Origin of the sequence: Parageobacillus sp. VR-IP, assembly GCF_013357975.1 — a bacterium.
GTDB classification, from domain to species: domain Bacteria; phylum Bacillota; class Bacilli; order Bacillales; family Anoxybacillaceae; genus Saccharococcus; species Saccharococcus caldoxylosilyticus.
In genome coordinates this window covers 40,414-57,182 of the sequence record NZ_JABVYQ010000011.1, presented here as the reverse complement: position 1 = coordinate 57,182, position 16,769 = coordinate 40,414, and the positions used below count along the sequence as shown (strand labels likewise).

Sequence of the window (16,769 nt, the reverse complement as noted above, 5' to 3'; positions counted from 1 at the left end):
AAGCTCCTGTTCGGTCCGCTCGACTTGCATGTATTAGGCACGCCGCCAGCGTTCGTCCTGAGCCAGGATCAAACTCTCCATAGAAAGTTGATTGGCTTGTTTTCAGCTTCAGCACCGACACCGTAAGACGTCGCGGCGCTTCCGCTTTTCTATGTGGACGCTTCGTTTTGTTCAGTTTTCAAGGAACATTTTTTCCTGTTTGCGACCTCTTTATACTAACATAACCATCAGCAGTATGTCAATACTGTTTTTGTTGTTTAAATTAGCGACGTACTATAATTTATCATGGTATTTTCCCGTTGTCAATACTTTTTTATTCAAATTAAAAAAGATTGTTTCAAAATATGTTTCATAACATTCCCGATGACAAGCATAAGATGGTCACAGGACGACTTTAGGACAAAGGGGGAAAATATAATGAACTTTTTCTACGCACTAAATGGGAGGTCCCTAAAAAAAGCATTGATTATCGTTCTTTCTGCATTTTTTACCGCCGCTATTTTATACGCACATGGAATGTATAATACCACTCTTTCTCTCTCTGCCGGTCCAAAGGCTATCTATAAAGTGGGGAAAAGTAAAGATGAAATAGCATTGACATTTGATATTAGCTGGGGGGATCAAAATGCTTTGCCCATCCTCGATGTATTAAAACAAAACGGCATCAAAAATGCAACCTTTTTTTTATCGGCTTCGTGGGCAGAACGCCATCCAAACATCGTGAAGCGAATTAAAGAGGACGGCCACGAAATCGGCAGCATGGGTTATAACTTTTTGAACTATACGGAGCTAGAAAATGCGAAAATACGGCAAGATCTTATGCAAGCCAAGAAAGTATTTGACACCCTTGGAATAAAGGAAATAACATTATTGCGTCCTCCAGGAGGCAACTTTAACAAAAACGTGTTAAAGATTGCCGATTCCCTTGGCTACACAGTCGTTCACTGGAGCATTGATTCTAAAGATTGGCTTAATCCTGGCACTAACACCATTGTGAAAAATGTTGTCACCGACATGGAAGCGGGAGACATTATTTTACTTCATGCATCCGATTCTGCCAAGCAAACAGCAAAAGCACTTCCAAAGATTATTAAGGTAATGAAGGAAAACGGATACCGGAATGTTAGCGTTTCGCAGCTGATTGCGAATGGAGATGTAAGCAGCAAGGAAATCAATTAAACGATCGTATGTTTGATCCGATTTTTACAAAAAAAGGAGGAGCTCCTCCTCCTTTTCGGTTATGATTTCGCGCCGCCTGTTAATTTATGCAATATAAGCAGCTGATAAGCATTGCAAACTAATAAAGGAAACAACATTAAATAAAGCCAGTTTCGGTCATTAATACGCAATACAGGAAACCATTCAATTACCGTCACGACAATCATGAAGAACAAGGCTGGCACAAATGCGCCTTTATTGGTTTGCGCGCTTTTTATATACGCTACAACAAGCCCAACCATTAAAAGAAATAAAGCCACTAATATGTAACTAACGACAGACTCACCCTTGGCCGCAAATGCTTGATAACGAAAATATACTAAGTCAAACAGTACAAACAAAATTAACACCATTTGTACAGCGTTCCACAGCGAGGCAGAGCGGAAAATTCCCAGCCCAAAGCGATGGATAGTTAAATAAGCAAAAAAACCCGCTTGGCTCACGACACTAAAAATAAAGCCAACACCAATATGCCACATCAATACAGCGAAAATTTCCACTACGTCCAATTGTAACAGCAGTTTTTGGTATTGGCCCCAATTAAAAACGATTCCTATAATTGCCGTCGTTATTCCTCCGATAGCTAATGTCGTTAAAAATAAACGCACCCATTTACGGCTGTTCACAACTCCATCCCCCATTATTCTCAACATGATTCGCTTTAAATTTTATCAACGACTTCGGAAAAAAGCCAGCTTGGAATAAAGCAAATGCATATTTTTCTGTTGAAAATTCATATTAAGGGTGAGGGACTTTTGCAAGAAAGGAGCTTACCTACATGAAAAAAAGCACATTGCTCCTGTTATTGAGCTATTTTCTTATCCTTGGTTCTTGTGCTCCTCAAGAAATTAGTGCACCTCCCCCTGATTATGACGAAACGAAAAAAATGGTCGTTGATATTTTAAAAACGGATGAAGGAAAAAAGGCGATTCAAGAAATCATGACGGATGAAAAAATGAAGCAACAACTCATCATGGAACAAACCGTCATCAAAGACACGTTGCAAAAAGTACTGACTTCTGAACAAGGAATAAAATTTTGGGAGAAAGCACTACAAGATCCCAAAATTGCGGAAAGCTTTGCCAAAAGCTTAAAAACGGAGCATGAAAAAACGATCAAAGCGTTGATGAAAGACCCGGAATATCAAGGGATGATGATAGATATTTTGAAAAATCCTGAAATGGAAAAAGCAATGCTAGACGTGTTAAAAAGCAAGGAGTTTCGCCAACATCTGCAGCAAGTCATCACCGAAACGCTGAACAGTCCATTGTTCCAAGCAAAAATTCAAGACATATTAATCAAATCGGCTGAAAACATACAACAGGAAACAAAAAAACAAGACGATGGTGAAGAAACGGGAGAGGGAGAAGAAAGCAGCGGAGATCAGCAAGGGCAAGGAGGAGAAAGCTAAAAGGAGAACATCTCTTAGAGATGCATCTCCTTTTTTATTTAACATTTTTCGATAATTTTGCGGGCGATGTCCATATATATTTGTCCAATCGGATGATCCTCGGCATACACCGATGGAGCAAAATCATCATCATTCCAATCTGGTTGCTGCAGTGGCAATTGGCCTAATAGTTCTGTTTGCAACTCTTTGGCAAGCTTTTCGCCGCCGCCTTTGCCGAATACATATTCTCTTTCGCCTGTTTTGCGGCTTTCAAAATAGGACATATTCTCAATCACACCGATAATTTCATGCTCGGTACGAAGCGCCATTGCCCCCGCGCGCGCCGCCACAAACGCCGCTGTCGGATGCGGAGTAGTAACGATAATTTCTTTGCACGATGGCAGCATCGTATGGACATCTAACGCAACATCTCCTGTTCCAGGAGGTAAATCCAATAATAGGTAGTCTAGATCGCCCCATTCCACTTCTTTGAAAAAGTTGTTTAACATTTTTCCCAACATTGGACCACGCCAAATAACAGGAGCGTTATCTTCGACAAAAAAGGCCATGGAAATGACTTTTACTCCAAAACGTTCCACCGGAATAATTTTATCACCGCGCACCGTCGGGCGTTCGACAATGCCCATCATGTCCGGAACACTAAATCCATAAATATCGGCATCAATGAGCCCTACCTTTTTGCCAAGACGAGCGAGAGAAACAGCCAAATTGACGGAAACGGTCGACTTTCCGACCCCGCCTTTTCCACTGGCAATCGCAATGTAAGTAGTTTTGGACTTGCTCCCTTCATATTTTGCTACTACTTCTTCAGGAAGCTGTGCAAACCGCAAGCCTACCGAAGCAGCGCCCGCATCTTTTAATAGTTGGACAACTGTCGTTTGCACCCGAAGCTGTTCTGCTGTTCCCGTTTTGGCCAATGCAATTTTGACGCTAACATGTTTTTTGTCTTCCTTAATTTTAATTTCTTGGATCGCATTTGTTTCTTTAAACGTTTTGTTTAAAAACGGATCTTTGATGTTTTCAAGCAACGCTCTAACCTCGTTCTCCGTAAGCATCGATCATCACCAGCCCTTATGTATATATTCTGTTTCATATTTTTACTATATCATATATAATGATCGCATAGCCATTATGTAAAAAAAGGAATCCCCCTACTTTGGGGGATTTTTCTCATTGGAAAAATATCGCAGCACTCCTTTGTATATCGAGGCGGCAAGTTTGGTTTGATAGTGATTGGAAGCTAAAAGTTCCCTCTCCTCCGGATTGGATAAAAAACCAATTTCGACGAGCGCGCCAGGTTTTTTCGCATATTTTAACAAATAAACGGTATCAATAACTTTGGCTACACGGTTTGTATTTTCAAGATTACGCCGTAACTCGTCCTGGATAAACCTAGCAAGCCGTTCATTTTCTATCAATGAACCATAATAAAAGGTTTGCGCTCCACGCCAACGCGGAGAAGGGATCGCATTGAGATGAATGCTAATAAATAAATCCGCTTCTGATTCATTAATAAAAGCGACGCGCTTTCGCAAATCCTCTGTTTTCCGCCGGCTGTAGCCGCGCGTGTCTTTATCAGCAAGATCGCTGTCCGTTTCCCTTGTCATCAGCACGAGCGCTCCTTGCTGCTGCAAGTAGTCACGCAATTTCGCCGCCACTTTCAGCGCCACTTCTTTTTCCACCACATCGCCGCCGACCGCTCCGCCATCTGGTCCGCCGTGACCAGGGTCTAAAATGATAATCCTTCCAGATAGCGGAAGATTCCATGATTTTGTTGAAGTTGGATCGGAAAAAAGGTATTGGAACAAAACAATAATAATGGCCAAACTAATGACAAGAGCGCCCAACCATTTTCCTTTCATTATTTCTCCTCCTGCGTTTCCCCTACTCTATGTTATATGGGACAAGAGGCAAAAATAGAACTTCTTTCAGTGAAGTTTCAAGCGCCGGCGTTTTTTTCCTTTTTCAAATCCTTCTGTCCACCAATAAATGATATAATGCTCGCATGTATAATAAAGCGATTCGCTTACCAATTCGTCATCGATATTGCCCCAAAAGCAAAGGAAATCGAATAATGTATCGATTAAATATTTTTCCTCTTGCGCACATCGTCTTCTTACGCTTTCTGTCGGCTCCCCATAGTAACCAAACCGGCTGTAGTTTGCACCGAGCAAATACGCCTCAATCGCGATATCGATGCATCCTTCCTCAATAATGGCTGGGAATACGCGATACATATGATAAAAAGGACCAAATTGTTCAATGACTTTCGTTTTTAACTTTTCCAACGACAACTCGCGCAACATTTTTCGCTCGTATAGTATTTGCTTTTCGCGTTTTTTTTCCTTAAATGAAGTAATGACATTCATGTTCTTTCACGCTCCTTTAGGATGTAGTTTTCAACGATTCATCCTAAACATGCGTGAAGAAAAAAGGTGAGGGAAAAGAAAAAAATCCCAGCCGATATGGCTGAGATTTGTGGAAAAATAAGATTAACGTTTCGAGAATTGTGGAGCGCGACGAGCACCTTTGAGACCGTATTTTTTCCGTTCTTTCACGCGAGCATCGCGTGTTAATAATCCTGCACGTTTTAATATTGGGCGATAATCCGGGTCTACTTGCAATAACGCACGGGCAATGCCGTGGCGAATCGCACCTGCTTGACCAGCAAATCCGCCGCCTTTTACGTTTACCAACACATCATAATTTCCTAATGTTTCTGTTAACACTAGCGGTTGTTTCACCACTTCGATTAACGCTTCTGTTGGGATATAGTCACGAATGTCACGGTTGTTGACGATAATGCGTCCGTCTCCTGGAACAAGGCGCACGCGTGCAACAGAGCTTTTGCGACGACCTGTGCCATAATATTGTACCTGTGCCAAAATAATACCCTCCTTCATGAATTATCCGCGAATTTCATAAACTTCTGGTTTTTGTGCTTGATGTGGATGTTCGCTTCCACGATATACGTGCAGTTTTTTAAACATTTGACGACCTAAGTGGCCTTTTGGAAGCATTCCACGTACCGCTCTTTCAATCATTTGCTCTGGATAGTTTGTACGCATTTCTAAAGCCGTTCTTACTTTTAATCCACCTGGATGCAAGCTGTGACGATAATAAAGTTTTTTCGTTAATTTTTTCCCGGTTAATTCCACTTTATCTGCATTGATCACGATGACATGATCGCCGCAATCCACGTGTGGTGTGAATATTGGTTTATGTTTGCCACGCAAAATTGCTGCTACTTCACTTGCAAGGCGTCCTAACGTTTTGCCAGCAGCGTCGACAACGTACCATTTACGTTCTACCTCATTTGGCTTCGCCATGTAAGTTGTACGCATTCTGTTCCCTCCTAAAATAAAAAATAAACATGCAATTTGCTATAAAATTTATCTCAACACGATTACTTTCCGGGGCTAATCGTGGAAAAATACATACCATATTACATAATATCTCTTTAGCATATCAATGTCAAGAAAATGTTACACCAGGACTAGTTGTCATAATATACTTTCCATAAGTACAGACCTTGAGGCGGAGCAGTCGGGCCAGCATAACGCCGGTCTTTTGCTTCCAAAATAGTGGAAATGCTGTCTGCGCTCCGTTTTCCTTGACCAACTTCCAAAATAGTTCCAACAATAATCCGCACCATATTATACAAAAATCCATTGCCAATCAGACGAAATTCCAACATCTCCTGATCAACGGCCATGTCCGCTTGATAAATAGTCCGTATACGATCATCTATATCGGTTTTGGCGGAACAAAAGCTCGTAAAGTCATGTGTCCCTTCGATCAATCGCAATGCCTGTTTCATTGCTTCGATATCCAGCGCATACGGATAATGATAGCAGTAATGACGCAAAAACACATCTCGCTCCTTGGCATTCCGCACTTTATACCGATATTCTTTGGCCTTGGCGGCAAAACGGGCATGAAAAGAAGCATCCACTTCCTGCACATGTTTAATCACAATATCATCCGGCAATAGAGCATTTAATGCTTTTTTCCATTGTTGGGGCGAAAGCGATAAAGCCGTATCGAAATGAATCACTTGCCCACATGCATGAACACCGGCATCCGTCCTTCCTGAAGCAGCCACACGCACCATTTGGCCCTTATGCATTTGTGTTAGCACTCTTTCAAGTTCCCCTTGGACCGTGCGTTTGCCAGGTTGAACTTGATAGCCCGAAAAATAGGTACCGTCATAGGCAAGCGTACATTTCATCCGTTTATTCATCATTTCCTCCTCATTACGAACGTAATACAAACAGCACAACAGCCAACAGCAATACTGCTGTTAAAAAAGCGGTATCAGTCCATTTCCATACCAACTGGCGAAATTTCGTTCTTCCCTCGCCGCCGCGGTAGCCGCGCGCTTCCATCGCGGTTGCCAGTTCCTCAGCACGTTTAAACGAACTGATAAATAGCGGCACAAGCAGTGATACAATCGCTTTCATTCTTTCCGAAAATCGGCCTTCAGTAAAATCGACGCCGCGGGCTGTTTGTGCTTTCATAATTTTCTCCGTTTCTTCCATTAGCGTCGGGATAAAACGAAGAGAAATAGACATCATTAGCGCCAGTTCATGGACAGGAACGCGCATTTTTTTTAGCGGCGCCAGTAGGATTTCCACTCCGTCAGTCACTTCGATCGGGGTGGTGGTTAAAGTTAATAAAGTAGTAATAATAATGAGCAGTAGAAAGCGTAACGAAATAAAAATTCCTTGCTTGACGCCGCCTTCGTAAATCGAAAAGGAACCAATTTGGTATAGCACATCCCCCTCTTTTGTCATCAAGACATGCAGCAAAAAAGTAAAGACGATAATCCATATAATCGGCTTTAAACCTCTAATCACAAACGATAACGGGATGCGCGACAATGCGAGAAAACCAAATGTAAATACCGTTAATACGGCATAAGTAACACTATTATTCGCTAAAAAGACGATAAATACGTACATAAAGATGATTAACAGTTTGGCACGCGGGTCCATGCGGTGAATGACGGAATTGCCAGGTACATATTTGCCAATAATCATGCTATTCATCATGAGTGTTCACCTTGGAAAATAATTTTTGAATGGCGTCTACGGTCTCTTCGATCGTCAAACACGGAGATGGCAGGATAATCCCTAACTTTTTCTCCAATTCTTTTTTTAGACGCACTGTCTCCGGTACATTGAGCCCAATTTCCTCTAAAGAATCGCTATCTTGAAAAATTTGTTGTGGTGTTCCCGTTTTCCACACGGTCCCTTTATGCATAACAATCATATAATCTGCATATGTGGCAGCATCCTCCATGCTATGGGTAACTAATACGGTCGTCAGCTGTTTTTCACGATGAAGGCGGTAGAACATTTCCATGATTTCTTTACGCCCGCGTGGGTCTAGGCCAGCTGTCGGCTCGTCCAACACAATCACATCAGGTTCCATCGCCAACACCCCGGCAATGGCAACACGGCGCATTTGCCCGCCGCTTAAATCAAACGGTGACTTACTTAATACGTCCTCCGGAAGCCCGACTAGCTTAATCAGCTCTCTTGCCTTCCTTTTTGCTTCCTCCTCTGGAACACCGAAATTCATTGGTCCGAAACATATATCTTTCTCCACTGTTTCCTCAAACAGTTGGTGTTCTGGAAATTGAAAGACAATACCAACCTGTTTGCGGAGCGGTTTTAAGTCCCTTTGGCGTTTTTTATTTGTAATCGTTTGATTTCCTACCGTCACTGTGCCGCTTGTCGGCTGAAGCAACCCGTTTAGATGTTGCAACAACGTCGATTTTCCTGAACCAGTATGACCGACAACCGCCACATAAGAACCGTTTTCAATCATGATGTCCACGTTGTATAACGCTCGACGGGCAAACGGTGAGTTGGCATTATATACATGTTCTACCTTTTGGAATATAATGTCCATAATTCTTCTACCAACTCCTCTATCGTAAAGTAGCTTGAAGATAGCGGGATTCCGCACTGTTTTAGCCGGTCTCTTATTTTTACCGCAAACGGCAAATCCAAACCTATTCGTTCTAGTTTTGTCCCAAGCGCAAAAATTTGTTTCGGCGTTCCTTCTGTCATTATTTCCCCTCTATTCATGACAATAACGCGGTCGGCCTTAGCAACTTCCTCTAAATCATGGGTGATGGACAACACAGTGATACGTTGTTTTTTGTTTAAATCACGGACGGTGTCTAATACTTCCTGCCTTCCTTTTGGATCTAGCATTGATGTTGCCTCATCTAAAATGATGAGATCCGGCCGCAAGGCAAGGATGCCTGCAATCGCAACGCGCTGCTTTTGACCGCCGGAAAGGTGATGTGGTTCATGGTGCAAAAACTCTTCCATATGAACTTGCCGAATCGCTTCATGAACTCTTTTGACCATTTCTTCGCGGGGAACCCCGTTGTTTTCCAGAGCAAAAGCGATATCATCTTCTACCGTCGTTCCGACAAACTGATTATCTGGATTTTGGAATACCATGCCAACGCGACGGCGGATTTCCCAAACTGTCTGCTCATCAAGTACATGATGAAACAGCTTAATCACACCGCTTTCCGGTCTTAACAACCCGATAAGCAATTTAGCAATGGTTGATTTTCCTGAACCGTTATGCCCGACAATCGCCAGCCATTCCCCACGCTTCGCTTGGAATGTTACGTTTTGCACAGCATAATCAGATTGATTTGGATAGCGAAAACATAGCTTCTCCACGGATAAAATGGTTTCTGTCATAATTCCTTCTCCTTGTCTCTTCTATCTCTCACCTCTACTCTACTACAAACAAGTAAAATAAAAAAAGGGCATAGATCCAGTTCGAAAGAAACTGTCTCGCCCTTGTTAGTCAACAGAACTGCTTTACATTACACTAGTTCAATGATCACCATTGGCGCTCCATCGCCGCGGCGAGGACCAAGTTTCATAATCCGAGTATAACCGCCTTGGCGATCTTGATAACGCGGTGCAATATCGCTGAACAGCTTTTGCAGCGCGTCTTGACCTGTTTCACTGTTTGCTACTTCTTTACGAATAAATGCTGCCGCTTGACGGCGTGCATGCAAATCACCGCGCTTGCCAAGCGTGATCATTTTTTCAATCACAGAACGCAATTCTTTCGCACGCGCCTCTGTTGTTTCAATACGCTCATTAATGATTAAATCTGTTGCTAAATCGCGAAGCAATGCTTTACGTTGAGCGCTTGTACGTCCTAATTTTCTGTATGACATGAGATGTCCCTCCTTTATAATATTTTCCGCATGATATCCGATGCAAATCTCTTATTTAGCTGCTAACAAAAATGGTAACAATAACGTTTCTCGAACAAAATGAAACTGCAATATTTAGCAAGTCAACCGACAAATAGACGAACATCCCCTATTCCTGGCTGTTTTCGTTCGACAAAGCCGATTTCCATAGTAACATGAAAATACTAGTTAAACAACGTTAACTAGTCATCTTTCCGCAGGCTAAGCCCAAGTTCAGCCAGCTTCGCTTTTACTTCTTCAAGAGATTTGCGACCAAGATTGCGCACTTTCATCATATCTTCTTCTGTTTTTTGCGTCAGTTCTTGAACCGTGTTAATACCGGCACGTTTCAAGCAGTTGTAGGAACGGACAGAAAGATCAAGTTCTTCAATCGTCATTTCGAGCACTTTTTCTTTTTGATCTTCTTCTTTTTCCACCATGATTTCCGCATTTTGCGCTTCATCTGTCAGGCTGACGAAAATATTTAAGTGCTCGGTTAAAATTTTCGCACCGAGGGAAATGGCTTCTTTCGGTCCGATGCTTCCATCTGTCCACACATCAATGGTTAACTTATCATAGTCCGTCACTTGTCCGACACGCGTATTCTCTACTTGATAAGAAACGCGTGAAACAGGTGTATAAATCGAATCGATAGGGATAACGCCTATTGGCTGATCCTCGCGCTTGTTGGCCTCAGCTGGAACATACCCACGTCCCCGTTTGGCGGTCATTCTCATACGCAAACGTCCGCCTTCTGCCAACGTAGCAATATGAAGATCCGGGTTTAAAATTTCCACATCGCTGTCGTGAGTAATATCAGCAGCTGTGACAACTCCTTCACCCTGTACATCGATTTCCAACGTTTTTTCTTCATCAGAATAAATCTTTAACGCTAATTTTTTTATGTTCAAAATGATTGCTGTCACATCTTCTACGACGCCATCAATCGTTGAGAACTCATGCAGTACACCATCTATTTGTACCGATGTCACAGCAGCACCAGGGAGTGAAGATAATAGGATACGACGTAAGGAGTTACCCAAAGTTGTACCATATCCACGCTCAAGCGGTTCGACGACGAATTTGCCATATTTGGCATCTTCGCTGATTTCAACCGTTTCGATTTTCGGTTTTTCAATTTCAATCATCGATTATTATACCCTCCTTCAAAACGTCGAGACCCCGACCAAACGATACACGCCTAATCGAAATTCCCCCATGAATAAGTTCCCAAATGTGCAAATGGCTAAGCAATATTTTCCCTGTACATAATGATACTTATCATATCCCATTATTGACAAGGATACAAATTCTATACAGGGATATTACACACGGCGACGTTTTGGCGGACGGCATCCATTGTGCGGGATAGGAGTTACGTCTTTAATTGCTGTAATTTCCAATCCAGCTGCCTGCAATGCGCGAATCGCTGCCTCACGACCAGCACCAGGTCCTTTTACATTTACCTCTACTGTTTTCATTCCATGTTCCATCGAAGCTTTTGCAGCTGCTTCCGCTGCCATTTGCGCCGCAAATGGCGTCGATTTACGGGAACCTTTAAAACCTAACGCTCCAGCGCTGGACCAAGCAATCGTATTTCCGTGAACGTCTGTAATCGTTACGATCGTATTGTTAAAAGTGGAACGAATATGGGCAATACCCGTATCAATATTTTTTCTTACACGACGTTTGCGTGTATTTGTTTTACGTGCCATTCGTGGAATTACCTCCTTTGCTTAATTATTTTTTCTTGTTCGCTACGGTACGGCGTGGACCTTTACGTGTACGAGCATTGTTTTTCGTATTTTGGCCGCGAACCGGCAAGCCGCGACGGTGGCGAAGGCCACGATAGCATCCGATCTCAATTAAACGTTTAATATTTAACGATACTTCGCGACGAAGATCTCCTTCCACTTTCAAGCGGCTGACAATCTCGCGAATTCTCCCTAATTCTTCCTCTGTCAAGTCACGAACGCGAGTATCTTCTGATACACCTGCTTCTTTCAAGATTTTTTGAGCAGTTGGTTTGCCGATTCCGTAGATATAAGTTAACGAAATAACTACACGTTTATCACGTGGAATATCTACACCTGCAATACGTGCCATATTGTGCACCTCCTTAAAGATTAACCTTGTCGTTGTTTATGTTTTGGATTTTCGCAAATCACCATAACTTTACCACGTCTACGAATAACTTTACATTTTTCACAAATAGGTTTTACAGATGGTCTTACTTTCATGTCTTTTACCTCCCTGTCAAACGGAGTGCTTTCATTATTTATAACGATACGTGATTCGACCGCGTGTCAAATCATACGGAGATAATTCTACCGTAACTTTATCTCCAGGTAAAATCCGAATGAAATGCATGCGAATTTTACCAGAAACATGCGCCAATACAGTATGACCATTTTCTAATTCTACACGAAACATCGCATTTGGCAATGTTTCGACTACAGTGCCTTCCACTTCAATTACATCGTCTTTAGCCATCGAGCGGCTCTCCCTCCTTCGAATGAGTAACATAGTGTTACGAAAAACCGAATGAACACCATATTGGCCAACGGCTCCGCAATCCGTGTCCATCATGATTATATTAGAGGGTTGTCAAGATTTCATAGCCATTTTCTGTAATGGCGATCGTGTGCTCAAAATGGGCACACATCTTTCCGTCTACCGTAACGACGGTCCAGTTATCAGCAAGTGTTTTGACATAGCGGCTGCCCGCATTGACCATCGGTTCAATACATAACGTCATTCCTGGTTTTAAACGCGGTCCTTTATTCGGCGGACCATAATGCGGTATTTGCGGGTCTTCATGTAAGTCTTGACCAATTCCGTGCCCAACATACTCGCGAACGATTGAAAAATGGTGAGATTCCACATACGTTTGAATCGCGTGAGAAATATTGGACAAACGGGCACCTGGTTTTGCTTCTTCTAATCCTATATATAAGGATTTTTCCGTTACTTCAAGAAGCTTTTTCGTTTCTTCCGCAATTTCCCCAACAGGATACGTCCATGCGGAATCAGCATGATAGCCATTATATTGGGCGCCGACATCAATGCTGATAATATCTCCTTCTTTTAATACCCGGTTGCCAGGAATTCCGTGGACAAGCTCTTCATTTACAGAAGTGCAAATGCTTCCTGGAAATCCGTTGTATCCTTTAAATGAAGGAATGGCACCGTACTGGCGTATTACGTCTTCCGCAATCGCATCCAACTCTTTCGTTGTAATCCCAGGTCGAATATGTTTTTCTAACTCTTTTCGGGTCAGCGCCACGATTTTCCCGGCCTCGCGCATGATTTCAATTTCACGCGGAGTTTTGCAAATAATCATTATTGTAATCCTCCGAGAAGTTCGCGAATATCTGCGAATACTTTTTCAATATCTTGCTGTCCGTTAATGTGGCGTAAATACCCTTTTTTCTCGTAAAAATCCAGCAACGGCTGCATTTGTTTGGCGTTTACTTCGAGCCGGTTCGCTACCGTCTCTTCATTATCATCGGCGCGTTGGTATAGTTCGCCGCCGCATTTATCGCAAACGCCTGGCTTGGCCGGCGGATTAAATACAAGATGGTACGTTGCGCCACAGCTTTTACAAATTCTTCTTCCTGTCAACCGTTCCATTAAAATATCTTTATTTACATGAATATGAATCACATAATCAATCGTGCGATTTAATTCGGCAAGAATGTTTTCTAACGCCTCCGCTTGGGCAACCGTCCGTGGAAACCCGTCTAGCAAAAATCCTTTTTGACAATCGTCTTTGCTTAAACGCTCGCGAACGATGCCGATGGTCACTTCATCCGGAACAAGATCACCGCGATCTATATATTCTTTCGCTTGCAATCCTAATGGTGTTCCCTCTTTAATGGCCGCACGGAACATATCACCAGTGGAAATATGCGGAATTCCGTATGTCTCAACAATTTTTTCCGCTTGAGTGCCTTTTCCGGCACCTGGTAAACCCATTAGTACTAAATTCATCCTCGCTCCCCCTCAGCTCTAAGAGGCAAGGGGCGGTTGCTCCTGACCTCTTTATTTAATAAAACCTCGATAGTGACGTTTCACAAGCTGGCTTTCTAGCTGTTTCATTGTCTCGAGCGCAACACCGACGACAATGAGCAAACTGGTTCCACCGATGCGAGCGGAAGGTGGCAAATTAGCAAAATTGACAAAGAACACAGGAAGGACCGCAACTGCTGCTAAAAATATCGAACCGACAAATACAAGCCGGTATAAAATTTTGGTGACATACTCCTGTGTATTTTTCCCTGGACGTATCCCTGGGATATAACCACCTTGTTTTTTCAAGTTGTCCGCCATTTGTTCAGGATTGACTTGAACAAAGGCATAGAAATACGTAAAGGCGATAATTAATAGCACGTAAAGAACCATGCCAACTGGGTGTGTGTAGTCGAATATTTTCCGAATCCACAATGTTACATCATTCGATCCAAAAAACGATGCAATTGTCGGTGGAGCAACAAGAAATGACACGGCAAAAATCACTGGAATAACTCCCGCTGGATTCACTTTCAGCGGCAAATGGGTAGAATGCCCGCCAACCGGGCTCCGTCCTTCCAGTCGTTTAGCATATTGAATCGGAATTTTCCGGAATGCTTGTTGAATGTAAATAACGCCAACGATAACAACAACTACCGCTAACGCAACAAGCAGAAGCTTCACAATGCGCAAAAACAACTCTTCGCCGGCATTTTCAAATTGCTGTGCATAAATTTGATTGAGCACAGCAGGGATACCGGAAACGATCCCGGCAAAAATAATAATCGAAATGCCGTTTCCTACACCTTTTGCAGTAATTTGTTCACCAAGCCACATCAGAAATGCCGTTCCGGCTGTTAAAACCGTTGCGATTAATAAATAGGTTGGTATACCAGGGTCTTTAACGAGCGCTCCCGATGCCATACGGTTAAAACCATACGACATTCCGAACGCCTGAATAAAACCTAAAACGACCGTAAAATAGCGGGTAAACTGAGCTAATTTACGTCGTCCAACCTCACCTTGCTTCGACCACTCCGTAAATTTAGGAACAACATCCATCTGCAGCAGCTGCATGATGATGGATGCTGTAATATACGGCATCACGCCCATCGCAAAAATCGAGAAGTTTTGCAATGCCCCGCCGCCGAATATGTTAAGAACGCCAAAAGCGTTTAGCTGATCCTGCACTTTTAAGACATCCGCATTCACATTCGGAACGGGGATAAATGTTCCAATCCGGAACACAATGAGCATAAGAAGAGTAAAGATGATTTTTTTTCTTATATCACCGACGCGCATAAGGTTGGAGATTGTCCGAAACATTAAATCACCTCAGTTTTACCGCCAGCAGCTTCGATTGCCTCTTTGGCAGAAGCAGAGAATTTGTGGGCTTTTACCGTTAGCTTTTTCTCAATTTGTCCTTTGCCTAAAATTTTCACGCCCGATTTCAATTTGCTGATGACGCCTGTTTCCAGCAGCAACTCAGGTGTTACTTCTGTTCCGTCTTCAAAACGGTTTAATTTGTCAAGGTTAACAATGGCGTATTCTTTGCGGTTGATATTGGTGAAACCGCGTTTTGGAAGACGACGGAATAAAGGAGTTTGACCACCTTCAAAACCGAGGCGTACCCCACCGCCAGAGCGGGCGTTTTGACCTTTTTGACCTCTGCCAGATGTTTTGCCGTTACCAGAACCGATACCGCGGCCGACGCGATTGCGTTCTTTCCGGGAACCCGGTGCTGGTTGTAATTCGTGAAGTTTCATGGCGAAGCACCTCCTTATGATCATTATTCTTCAATTTCTTTTACTTTGACAAGGTGTGCAACTTTGTTAATCATCCCGCGGATCGCAGGATTATCGTTATGAATGACAGTTTGATGCATTTTCCGTAAACCTAACGTTTTAACGGTAATCCGTTGATCTTCCGGACGACCGATAACGCTGCGAGTGAGGGTAATCGCTAATTTTTTTGCCACTATATTTCCCTCCTTATCCTAACAGTTCCTCAACTGTTTTGCCGCGCAATCTCGCTACATCTTCAGCACGTTTTAATTGTTTTAATCCATCCACTGTAGCGCGCACCATGTTCACTGGCGTGTTTGAACCGATCGATTTGGAAAGAATATCGCTGATACCTGCTAACTCCAATACAGCACGTGCCGGACCACCAGCGATAACCCCTGTACCTTCGGATGCAGGCTTTAAAATGATTTTTCCGGCGCCAAAATGGCCGATCACTTCGTGGGGAATTGTTGTGCCAACGATCGGTACTTCAATTAAATTTTTCTTTGCATCTTCAATCGCTTTGCGAATCGCATCCGGAACTTCTTGTGCTTTACCTGTACCAAAACCAACATGACCGTTTTTATCGCCGACAACGACTAATGCGGAAAAGCGTAAACGACGTCCACCTTTTACTACTTTTGCAACACGGTTCACCGCTACTACGCGCTCTTCAAGTTCAAGTTTATTTGGATCGATACGACGCATCTTTGTCCCTCCTTTATGATTAAAATTCTAAGCCAGCTTCACGAGCGGCATCGGCAAGTGCTTTTACCCGTCCATGGTATAAGTATCCGCCGCGGTCAAACACCACTTTTTTAATGCCTTTTTCCAATGCCCGTTTTGCTACTAACTCACCGACTTTTTTAGCTGCTTCAATATTTCCAGTCGATTCCAAGTCAAATTCTTTATCTAGTGTCGAAGCACTGACAAGTGTCACAGCTTTCATATCATCAATAATTTGCGCATAAATGTGTTTGTTAGAACGGAACACATTTAAGCGTGGACGCTCGGCAGTTCCAAATATTTTTTTACGAACGCGTGCGTGTCTTCTTTTACGAACTGCGTTTCTATCAATTTTCGTGATCATTTATGTCACTCC

Annotated in this window: 25 protein-coding genes and 1 rRNA gene; 2 read left to right on the top strand and 24 right to left on the bottom strand. The window is 42.9% G+C overall.

Annotated elements, in window-relative coordinates; genetic code table 11:
• A 16S ribosomal RNA gene (locus tag HT574_RS18320) occupies nucleotides 1–84 on the bottom strand; the annotation flags it as partial.
• Between the two features lie 333 nt (nucleotides 85–417).
• Between HT574_RS18320 and pdaB the strand changes: the two genes are divergently transcribed.
• Nucleotides 418–1,179 carry a polysaccharide deacetylase family sporulation protein PdaB gene (gene pdaB, locus HT574_RS18315; RefSeq protein ID WP_175245673.1) on the top strand — a complete coding sequence of 254 codons (762 nt, stop codon included), beginning with the start codon at nucleotides 418–420 and terminating at the stop codon, nucleotides 1,177–1,179.
• 59 nt (nucleotides 1,180–1,238) lie between these two features.
• Here the strand turns inward: pdaB and HT574_RS18310 are convergent, their stop codons facing one another.
• A complete protein-coding gene (locus HT574_RS18310) occupies nucleotides 1,239–1,844 on the bottom strand; it encodes a KinB-signaling pathway activation protein (RefSeq protein WP_175245672.1) in 606 nt (201 codons plus the stop codon).
• Nucleotides 1,845–1,996: 152 nt separating this feature from the next.
• On the opposite strand from HT574_RS18310, the gene gerD reads away from it, so the two are divergent.
• Nucleotides 1,997–2,629 carry a spore germination lipoprotein GerD gene (gerD, locus tag HT574_RS18305; RefSeq protein WP_175245671.1) on the top strand — a complete coding sequence of 211 codons (633 nt, stop codon included), beginning with the start codon at nucleotides 1,997–1,999 and terminating at the stop codon, nucleotides 2,627–2,629.
• Between the two features lie 38 nt (nucleotides 2,630–2,667).
• On the opposite strand, the gene HT574_RS18300 is transcribed toward gerD, so the two are convergent.
• From HT574_RS18300 to rplR, 22 genes are all read right to left on the bottom strand, one after another.
• Nucleotides 2,668–3,684: an Mrp/NBP35 family ATP-binding protein gene (locus HT574_RS18300; protein WP_017433987.1), complete on the bottom strand. Its 1,017-nt coding sequence runs from the start codon at nucleotides 3,682–3,684 to the stop codon at nucleotides 2,668–2,670.
• Nucleotides 3,685–3,780: 96 nt separating this feature from the next.
• A complete protein-coding gene (gene cwlD / locus HT574_RS18295) occupies nucleotides 3,781–4,491 on the bottom strand; it encodes an N-acetylmuramoyl-L-alanine amidase CwlD (RefSeq protein ID WP_017433988.1) in 711 nt (236 codons plus the stop codon).
• Nucleotides 4,492–4,557: 66 nt separating this feature from the next.
• On the bottom strand, nucleotides 4,558–4,998 hold the full coding sequence (locus HT574_RS18290) for a YbaK family protein (protein ID WP_175245670.1): 441 nt from the start codon (nucleotides 4,996–4,998) through the stop codon (nucleotides 4,558–4,560).
• 123 nt (nucleotides 4,999–5,121) lie between these two features.
• Complete coding sequence (rpsI, locus tag HT574_RS18285) at nucleotides 5,122–5,514, bottom strand: 30S ribosomal protein S9 (protein WP_017433990.1); 393 nt, start codon at nucleotides 5,512–5,514, stop codon at nucleotides 5,122–5,124.
• 21 nt (nucleotides 5,515–5,535) lie between these two features.
• Nucleotides 5,536–5,973, bottom strand: coding sequence for a 50S ribosomal protein L13 (rplM, locus tag HT574_RS18280; RefSeq protein WP_175245669.1), 438 nt, complete (start codon nucleotides 5,971–5,973; stop codon nucleotides 5,536–5,538).
• Between the two features lie 152 nt (nucleotides 5,974–6,125).
• Nucleotides 6,126–6,872 carry a tRNA pseudouridine(38-40) synthase TruA gene (gene truA, locus HT574_RS18275; RefSeq protein WP_175245675.1) on the bottom strand — a complete coding sequence of 249 codons (747 nt, stop codon included), beginning with the start codon at nucleotides 6,870–6,872 and terminating at the stop codon, nucleotides 6,126–6,128.
• 13 nt (nucleotides 6,873–6,885) lie between these two features.
• On the bottom strand, nucleotides 6,886–7,683 hold the full coding sequence (locus HT574_RS18270; RefSeq protein WP_175245668.1) for an energy-coupling factor transporter transmembrane component T family protein: 798 nt from the start codon (nucleotides 7,681–7,683) through the stop codon (nucleotides 6,886–6,888).
• Complete coding sequence (locus HT574_RS18265; RefSeq protein WP_175245667.1) at nucleotides 7,673–8,548, bottom strand: energy-coupling factor ABC transporter ATP-binding protein; 876 nt, start codon at nucleotides 8,546–8,548, stop codon at nucleotides 7,673–7,675. The genes HT574_RS18270 and HT574_RS18265 overlap by 11 nt, the downstream gene beginning before the upstream one ends.
• A complete protein-coding gene (locus tag HT574_RS18260) occupies nucleotides 8,524–9,363 on the bottom strand; it encodes an energy-coupling factor ABC transporter ATP-binding protein (RefSeq protein ID WP_175245666.1) in 840 nt (279 codons plus the stop codon). The genes HT574_RS18265 and HT574_RS18260 overlap by 25 nt, the downstream gene beginning before the upstream one ends.
• 128 nt (nucleotides 9,364–9,491) lie before the next feature.
• Complete coding sequence (gene rplQ / locus HT574_RS18255) at nucleotides 9,492–9,854, bottom strand: 50S ribosomal protein L17 (protein WP_017433996.1); 363 nt, start codon at nucleotides 9,852–9,854, stop codon at nucleotides 9,492–9,494.
• A 221-nt stretch (nucleotides 9,855–10,075) separates the two neighbouring features.
• A complete protein-coding gene (locus HT574_RS18250) occupies nucleotides 10,076–11,020 on the bottom strand; it encodes a DNA-directed RNA polymerase subunit alpha (protein WP_017433997.1) in 945 nt (314 codons plus the stop codon).
• A gap of 177 nt (nucleotides 11,021–11,197) precedes the next feature.
• Nucleotides 11,198–11,587 carry a 30S ribosomal protein S11 gene (gene rpsK, locus HT574_RS18245; protein ID WP_017433998.1) on the bottom strand — a complete coding sequence of 130 codons (390 nt, stop codon included), beginning with the start codon at nucleotides 11,585–11,587 and terminating at the stop codon, nucleotides 11,198–11,200.
• Nucleotides 11,588–11,612: 25 nt separating this feature from the next.
• Nucleotides 11,613–11,978 carry a 30S ribosomal protein S13 gene (rpsM, locus tag HT574_RS18240; RefSeq protein WP_017433999.1) on the bottom strand — a complete coding sequence of 122 codons (366 nt, stop codon included), beginning with the start codon at nucleotides 11,976–11,978 and terminating at the stop codon, nucleotides 11,613–11,615.
• A 20-nt stretch (nucleotides 11,979–11,998) separates the two neighbouring features.
• Nucleotides 11,999–12,112: a 50S ribosomal protein L36 gene (gene rpmJ, locus HT574_RS18235; RefSeq protein WP_003247619.1), complete on the bottom strand. Its 114-nt coding sequence runs from the start codon at nucleotides 12,110–12,112 to the stop codon at nucleotides 11,999–12,001.
• Between the two features lie 34 nt (nucleotides 12,113–12,146).
• On the bottom strand, nucleotides 12,147–12,365 hold the full coding sequence (infA, locus tag HT574_RS18230; RefSeq protein ID WP_003247618.1) for a translation initiation factor IF-1: 219 nt from the start codon (nucleotides 12,363–12,365) through the stop codon (nucleotides 12,147–12,149).
• A 103-nt stretch (nucleotides 12,366–12,468) separates the two neighbouring features.
• Nucleotides 12,469–13,215, bottom strand: coding sequence for a type I methionyl aminopeptidase (map, locus tag HT574_RS18225; RefSeq protein WP_017434000.1), 747 nt, complete (start codon nucleotides 13,213–13,215; stop codon nucleotides 12,469–12,471).
• Complete coding sequence (locus HT574_RS18220; RefSeq protein WP_175245665.1) at nucleotides 13,215–13,865, bottom strand: adenylate kinase; 651 nt, start codon at nucleotides 13,863–13,865, stop codon at nucleotides 13,215–13,217. Before HT574_RS18220 ends, map begins: the two co-directional genes overlap by 1 nt.
• A gap of 51 nt (nucleotides 13,866–13,916) precedes the next feature.
• Nucleotides 13,917–15,209, bottom strand: coding sequence for a preprotein translocase subunit SecY (gene secY / locus HT574_RS18215; protein ID WP_175245664.1), 1,293 nt, complete (start codon nucleotides 15,207–15,209; stop codon nucleotides 13,917–13,919).
• Nucleotides 15,209–15,649, bottom strand: coding sequence for a 50S ribosomal protein L15 (rplO, locus tag HT574_RS18210; RefSeq protein ID WP_017434003.1), 441 nt, complete (start codon nucleotides 15,647–15,649; stop codon nucleotides 15,209–15,211). The genes secY and rplO overlap by 1 nt, the downstream gene beginning before the upstream one ends.
• A 23-nt stretch (nucleotides 15,650–15,672) precedes the next feature.
• Nucleotides 15,673–15,861 carry a 50S ribosomal protein L30 gene (rpmD, locus tag HT574_RS18205; protein WP_017434004.1) on the bottom strand — a complete coding sequence of 63 codons (189 nt, stop codon included), beginning with the start codon at nucleotides 15,859–15,861 and terminating at the stop codon, nucleotides 15,673–15,675.
• A 13-nt stretch (nucleotides 15,862–15,874) separates the two neighbouring features.
• The gene (gene rpsE, locus HT574_RS18200) at nucleotides 15,875–16,375 is read right to left on the bottom strand and encodes a 30S ribosomal protein S5 (RefSeq protein ID WP_017434005.1); all 501 of its coding nucleotides are present in this window, start codon (nucleotides 16,373–16,375) and stop codon (nucleotides 15,875–15,877) included.
• Nucleotides 16,376–16,394: 19 nt separating this feature from the next.
• Entirely contained in the window at nucleotides 16,395–16,757 is a 363-nt protein-coding gene (gene rplR / locus HT574_RS18195; protein ID WP_017434006.1) for a 50S ribosomal protein L18, read from the bottom strand.
• Nucleotides 16,758–16,769 lie beyond the last annotated feature (12 nt).

Excerpts from the sequence above, each read along its gene's own strand:
- pdaB (WP_175245673.1), top strand. The coding sequence starts at position 418 with ATGAACTTTTTCTACGCACTAAATGGGAGGTCCCTAAAAAAAGCATTG.
- gerD (WP_175245671.1), top strand. The coding sequence starts at position 1,997 with ATGAAAAAAAGCACATTGCTCCTGTTATTGAGCTATTTTCTTATCCTT.
- HT574_RS18300 (WP_017433987.1), bottom strand. The coding sequence starts at position 3,684 with ATGCTTACGGAGAACGAGGTTAGAGCGTTGCTTGAAAACATCAAAGAT.
- cwlD (WP_017433988.1), bottom strand. The coding sequence starts at position 4,491 with ATGAAAGGAAAATGGTTGGGCGCTCTTGTCATTAGTTTGGCCATTATT.
- HT574_RS18290 (WP_175245670.1), bottom strand. The coding sequence starts at position 4,998 with ATGAATGTCATTACTTCATTTAAGGAAAAAAAACGCGAAAAGCAAATA.
- rplM (WP_175245669.1), bottom strand. The coding sequence starts at position 5,973 with ATGCGTACAACTTACATGGCGAAGCCAAATGAGGTAGAACGTAAATGG.
- truA (WP_175245675.1), bottom strand. The coding sequence starts at position 6,872 with ATGAATAAACGGATGAAATGTACGCTTGCCTATGACGGTACCTATTTT.
- HT574_RS18270 (WP_175245668.1), bottom strand. The coding sequence starts at position 7,683 with ATGATGAATAGCATGATTATTGGCAAATATGTACCTGGCAATTCCGTC.
- HT574_RS18265 (WP_175245667.1), bottom strand. The coding sequence starts at position 8,548 with ATGGACATTATATTCCAAAAGGTAGAACATGTATATAATGCCAACTCA.
- HT574_RS18260 (WP_175245666.1), bottom strand. The coding sequence starts at position 9,363 with ATGACAGAAACCATTTTATCCGTGGAGAAGCTATGTTTTCGCTATCCA.
- rplQ (WP_017433996.1), bottom strand. The coding sequence starts at position 9,854 with ATGTCATACAGAAAATTAGGACGTACAAGCGCTCAACGTAAAGCATTG.
- HT574_RS18250 (WP_017433997.1), bottom strand. The coding sequence starts at position 11,020 with ATGATTGAAATTGAAAAACCGAAAATCGAAACGGTTGAAATCAGCGAA.
- rpsK (WP_017433998.1), bottom strand. The coding sequence starts at position 11,587 with ATGGCACGTAAAACAAATACACGCAAACGTCGTGTAAGAAAAAATATT.
- rpsM (WP_017433999.1), bottom strand. The coding sequence starts at position 11,978 with ATGGCACGTATTGCAGGTGTAGATATTCCACGTGATAAACGTGTAGTT.
- rpmJ (WP_003247619.1), bottom strand. The coding sequence starts at position 12,112 with ATGAAAGTAAGACCATCTGTAAAACCTATTTGTGAAAAATGTAAAGTT.
- infA (WP_003247618.1), bottom strand. The coding sequence starts at position 12,365 with ATGGCTAAAGACGATGTAATTGAAGTGGAAGGCACTGTAGTCGAAACA.
- map (WP_017434000.1), bottom strand. The coding sequence starts at position 13,215 with ATGATTATTTGCAAAACTCCGCGTGAAATTGAAATCATGCGCGAGGCC.
- HT574_RS18220 (WP_175245665.1), bottom strand. The coding sequence starts at position 13,865 with ATGAATTTAGTACTAATGGGTTTACCAGGTGCCGGAAAAGGCACTCAA.
- secY (WP_175245664.1), bottom strand. The coding sequence starts at position 15,209 with ATGTTTCGGACAATCTCCAACCTTATGCGCGTCGGTGATATAAGAAAA.
- rplO (WP_017434003.1), bottom strand. The coding sequence starts at position 15,649 with ATGAAACTTCACGAATTACAACCAGCACCGGGTTCCCGGAAAGAACGC.
- rpsE (WP_017434005.1), bottom strand. The coding sequence starts at position 16,375 with ATGCGTCGTATCGATCCAAATAAACTTGAACTTGAAGAGCGCGTAGTA.
- rplR (WP_017434006.1), bottom strand. The coding sequence starts at position 16,757 with ATGATCACGAAAATTGATAGAAACGCAGTTCGTAAAAGAAGACACGCA.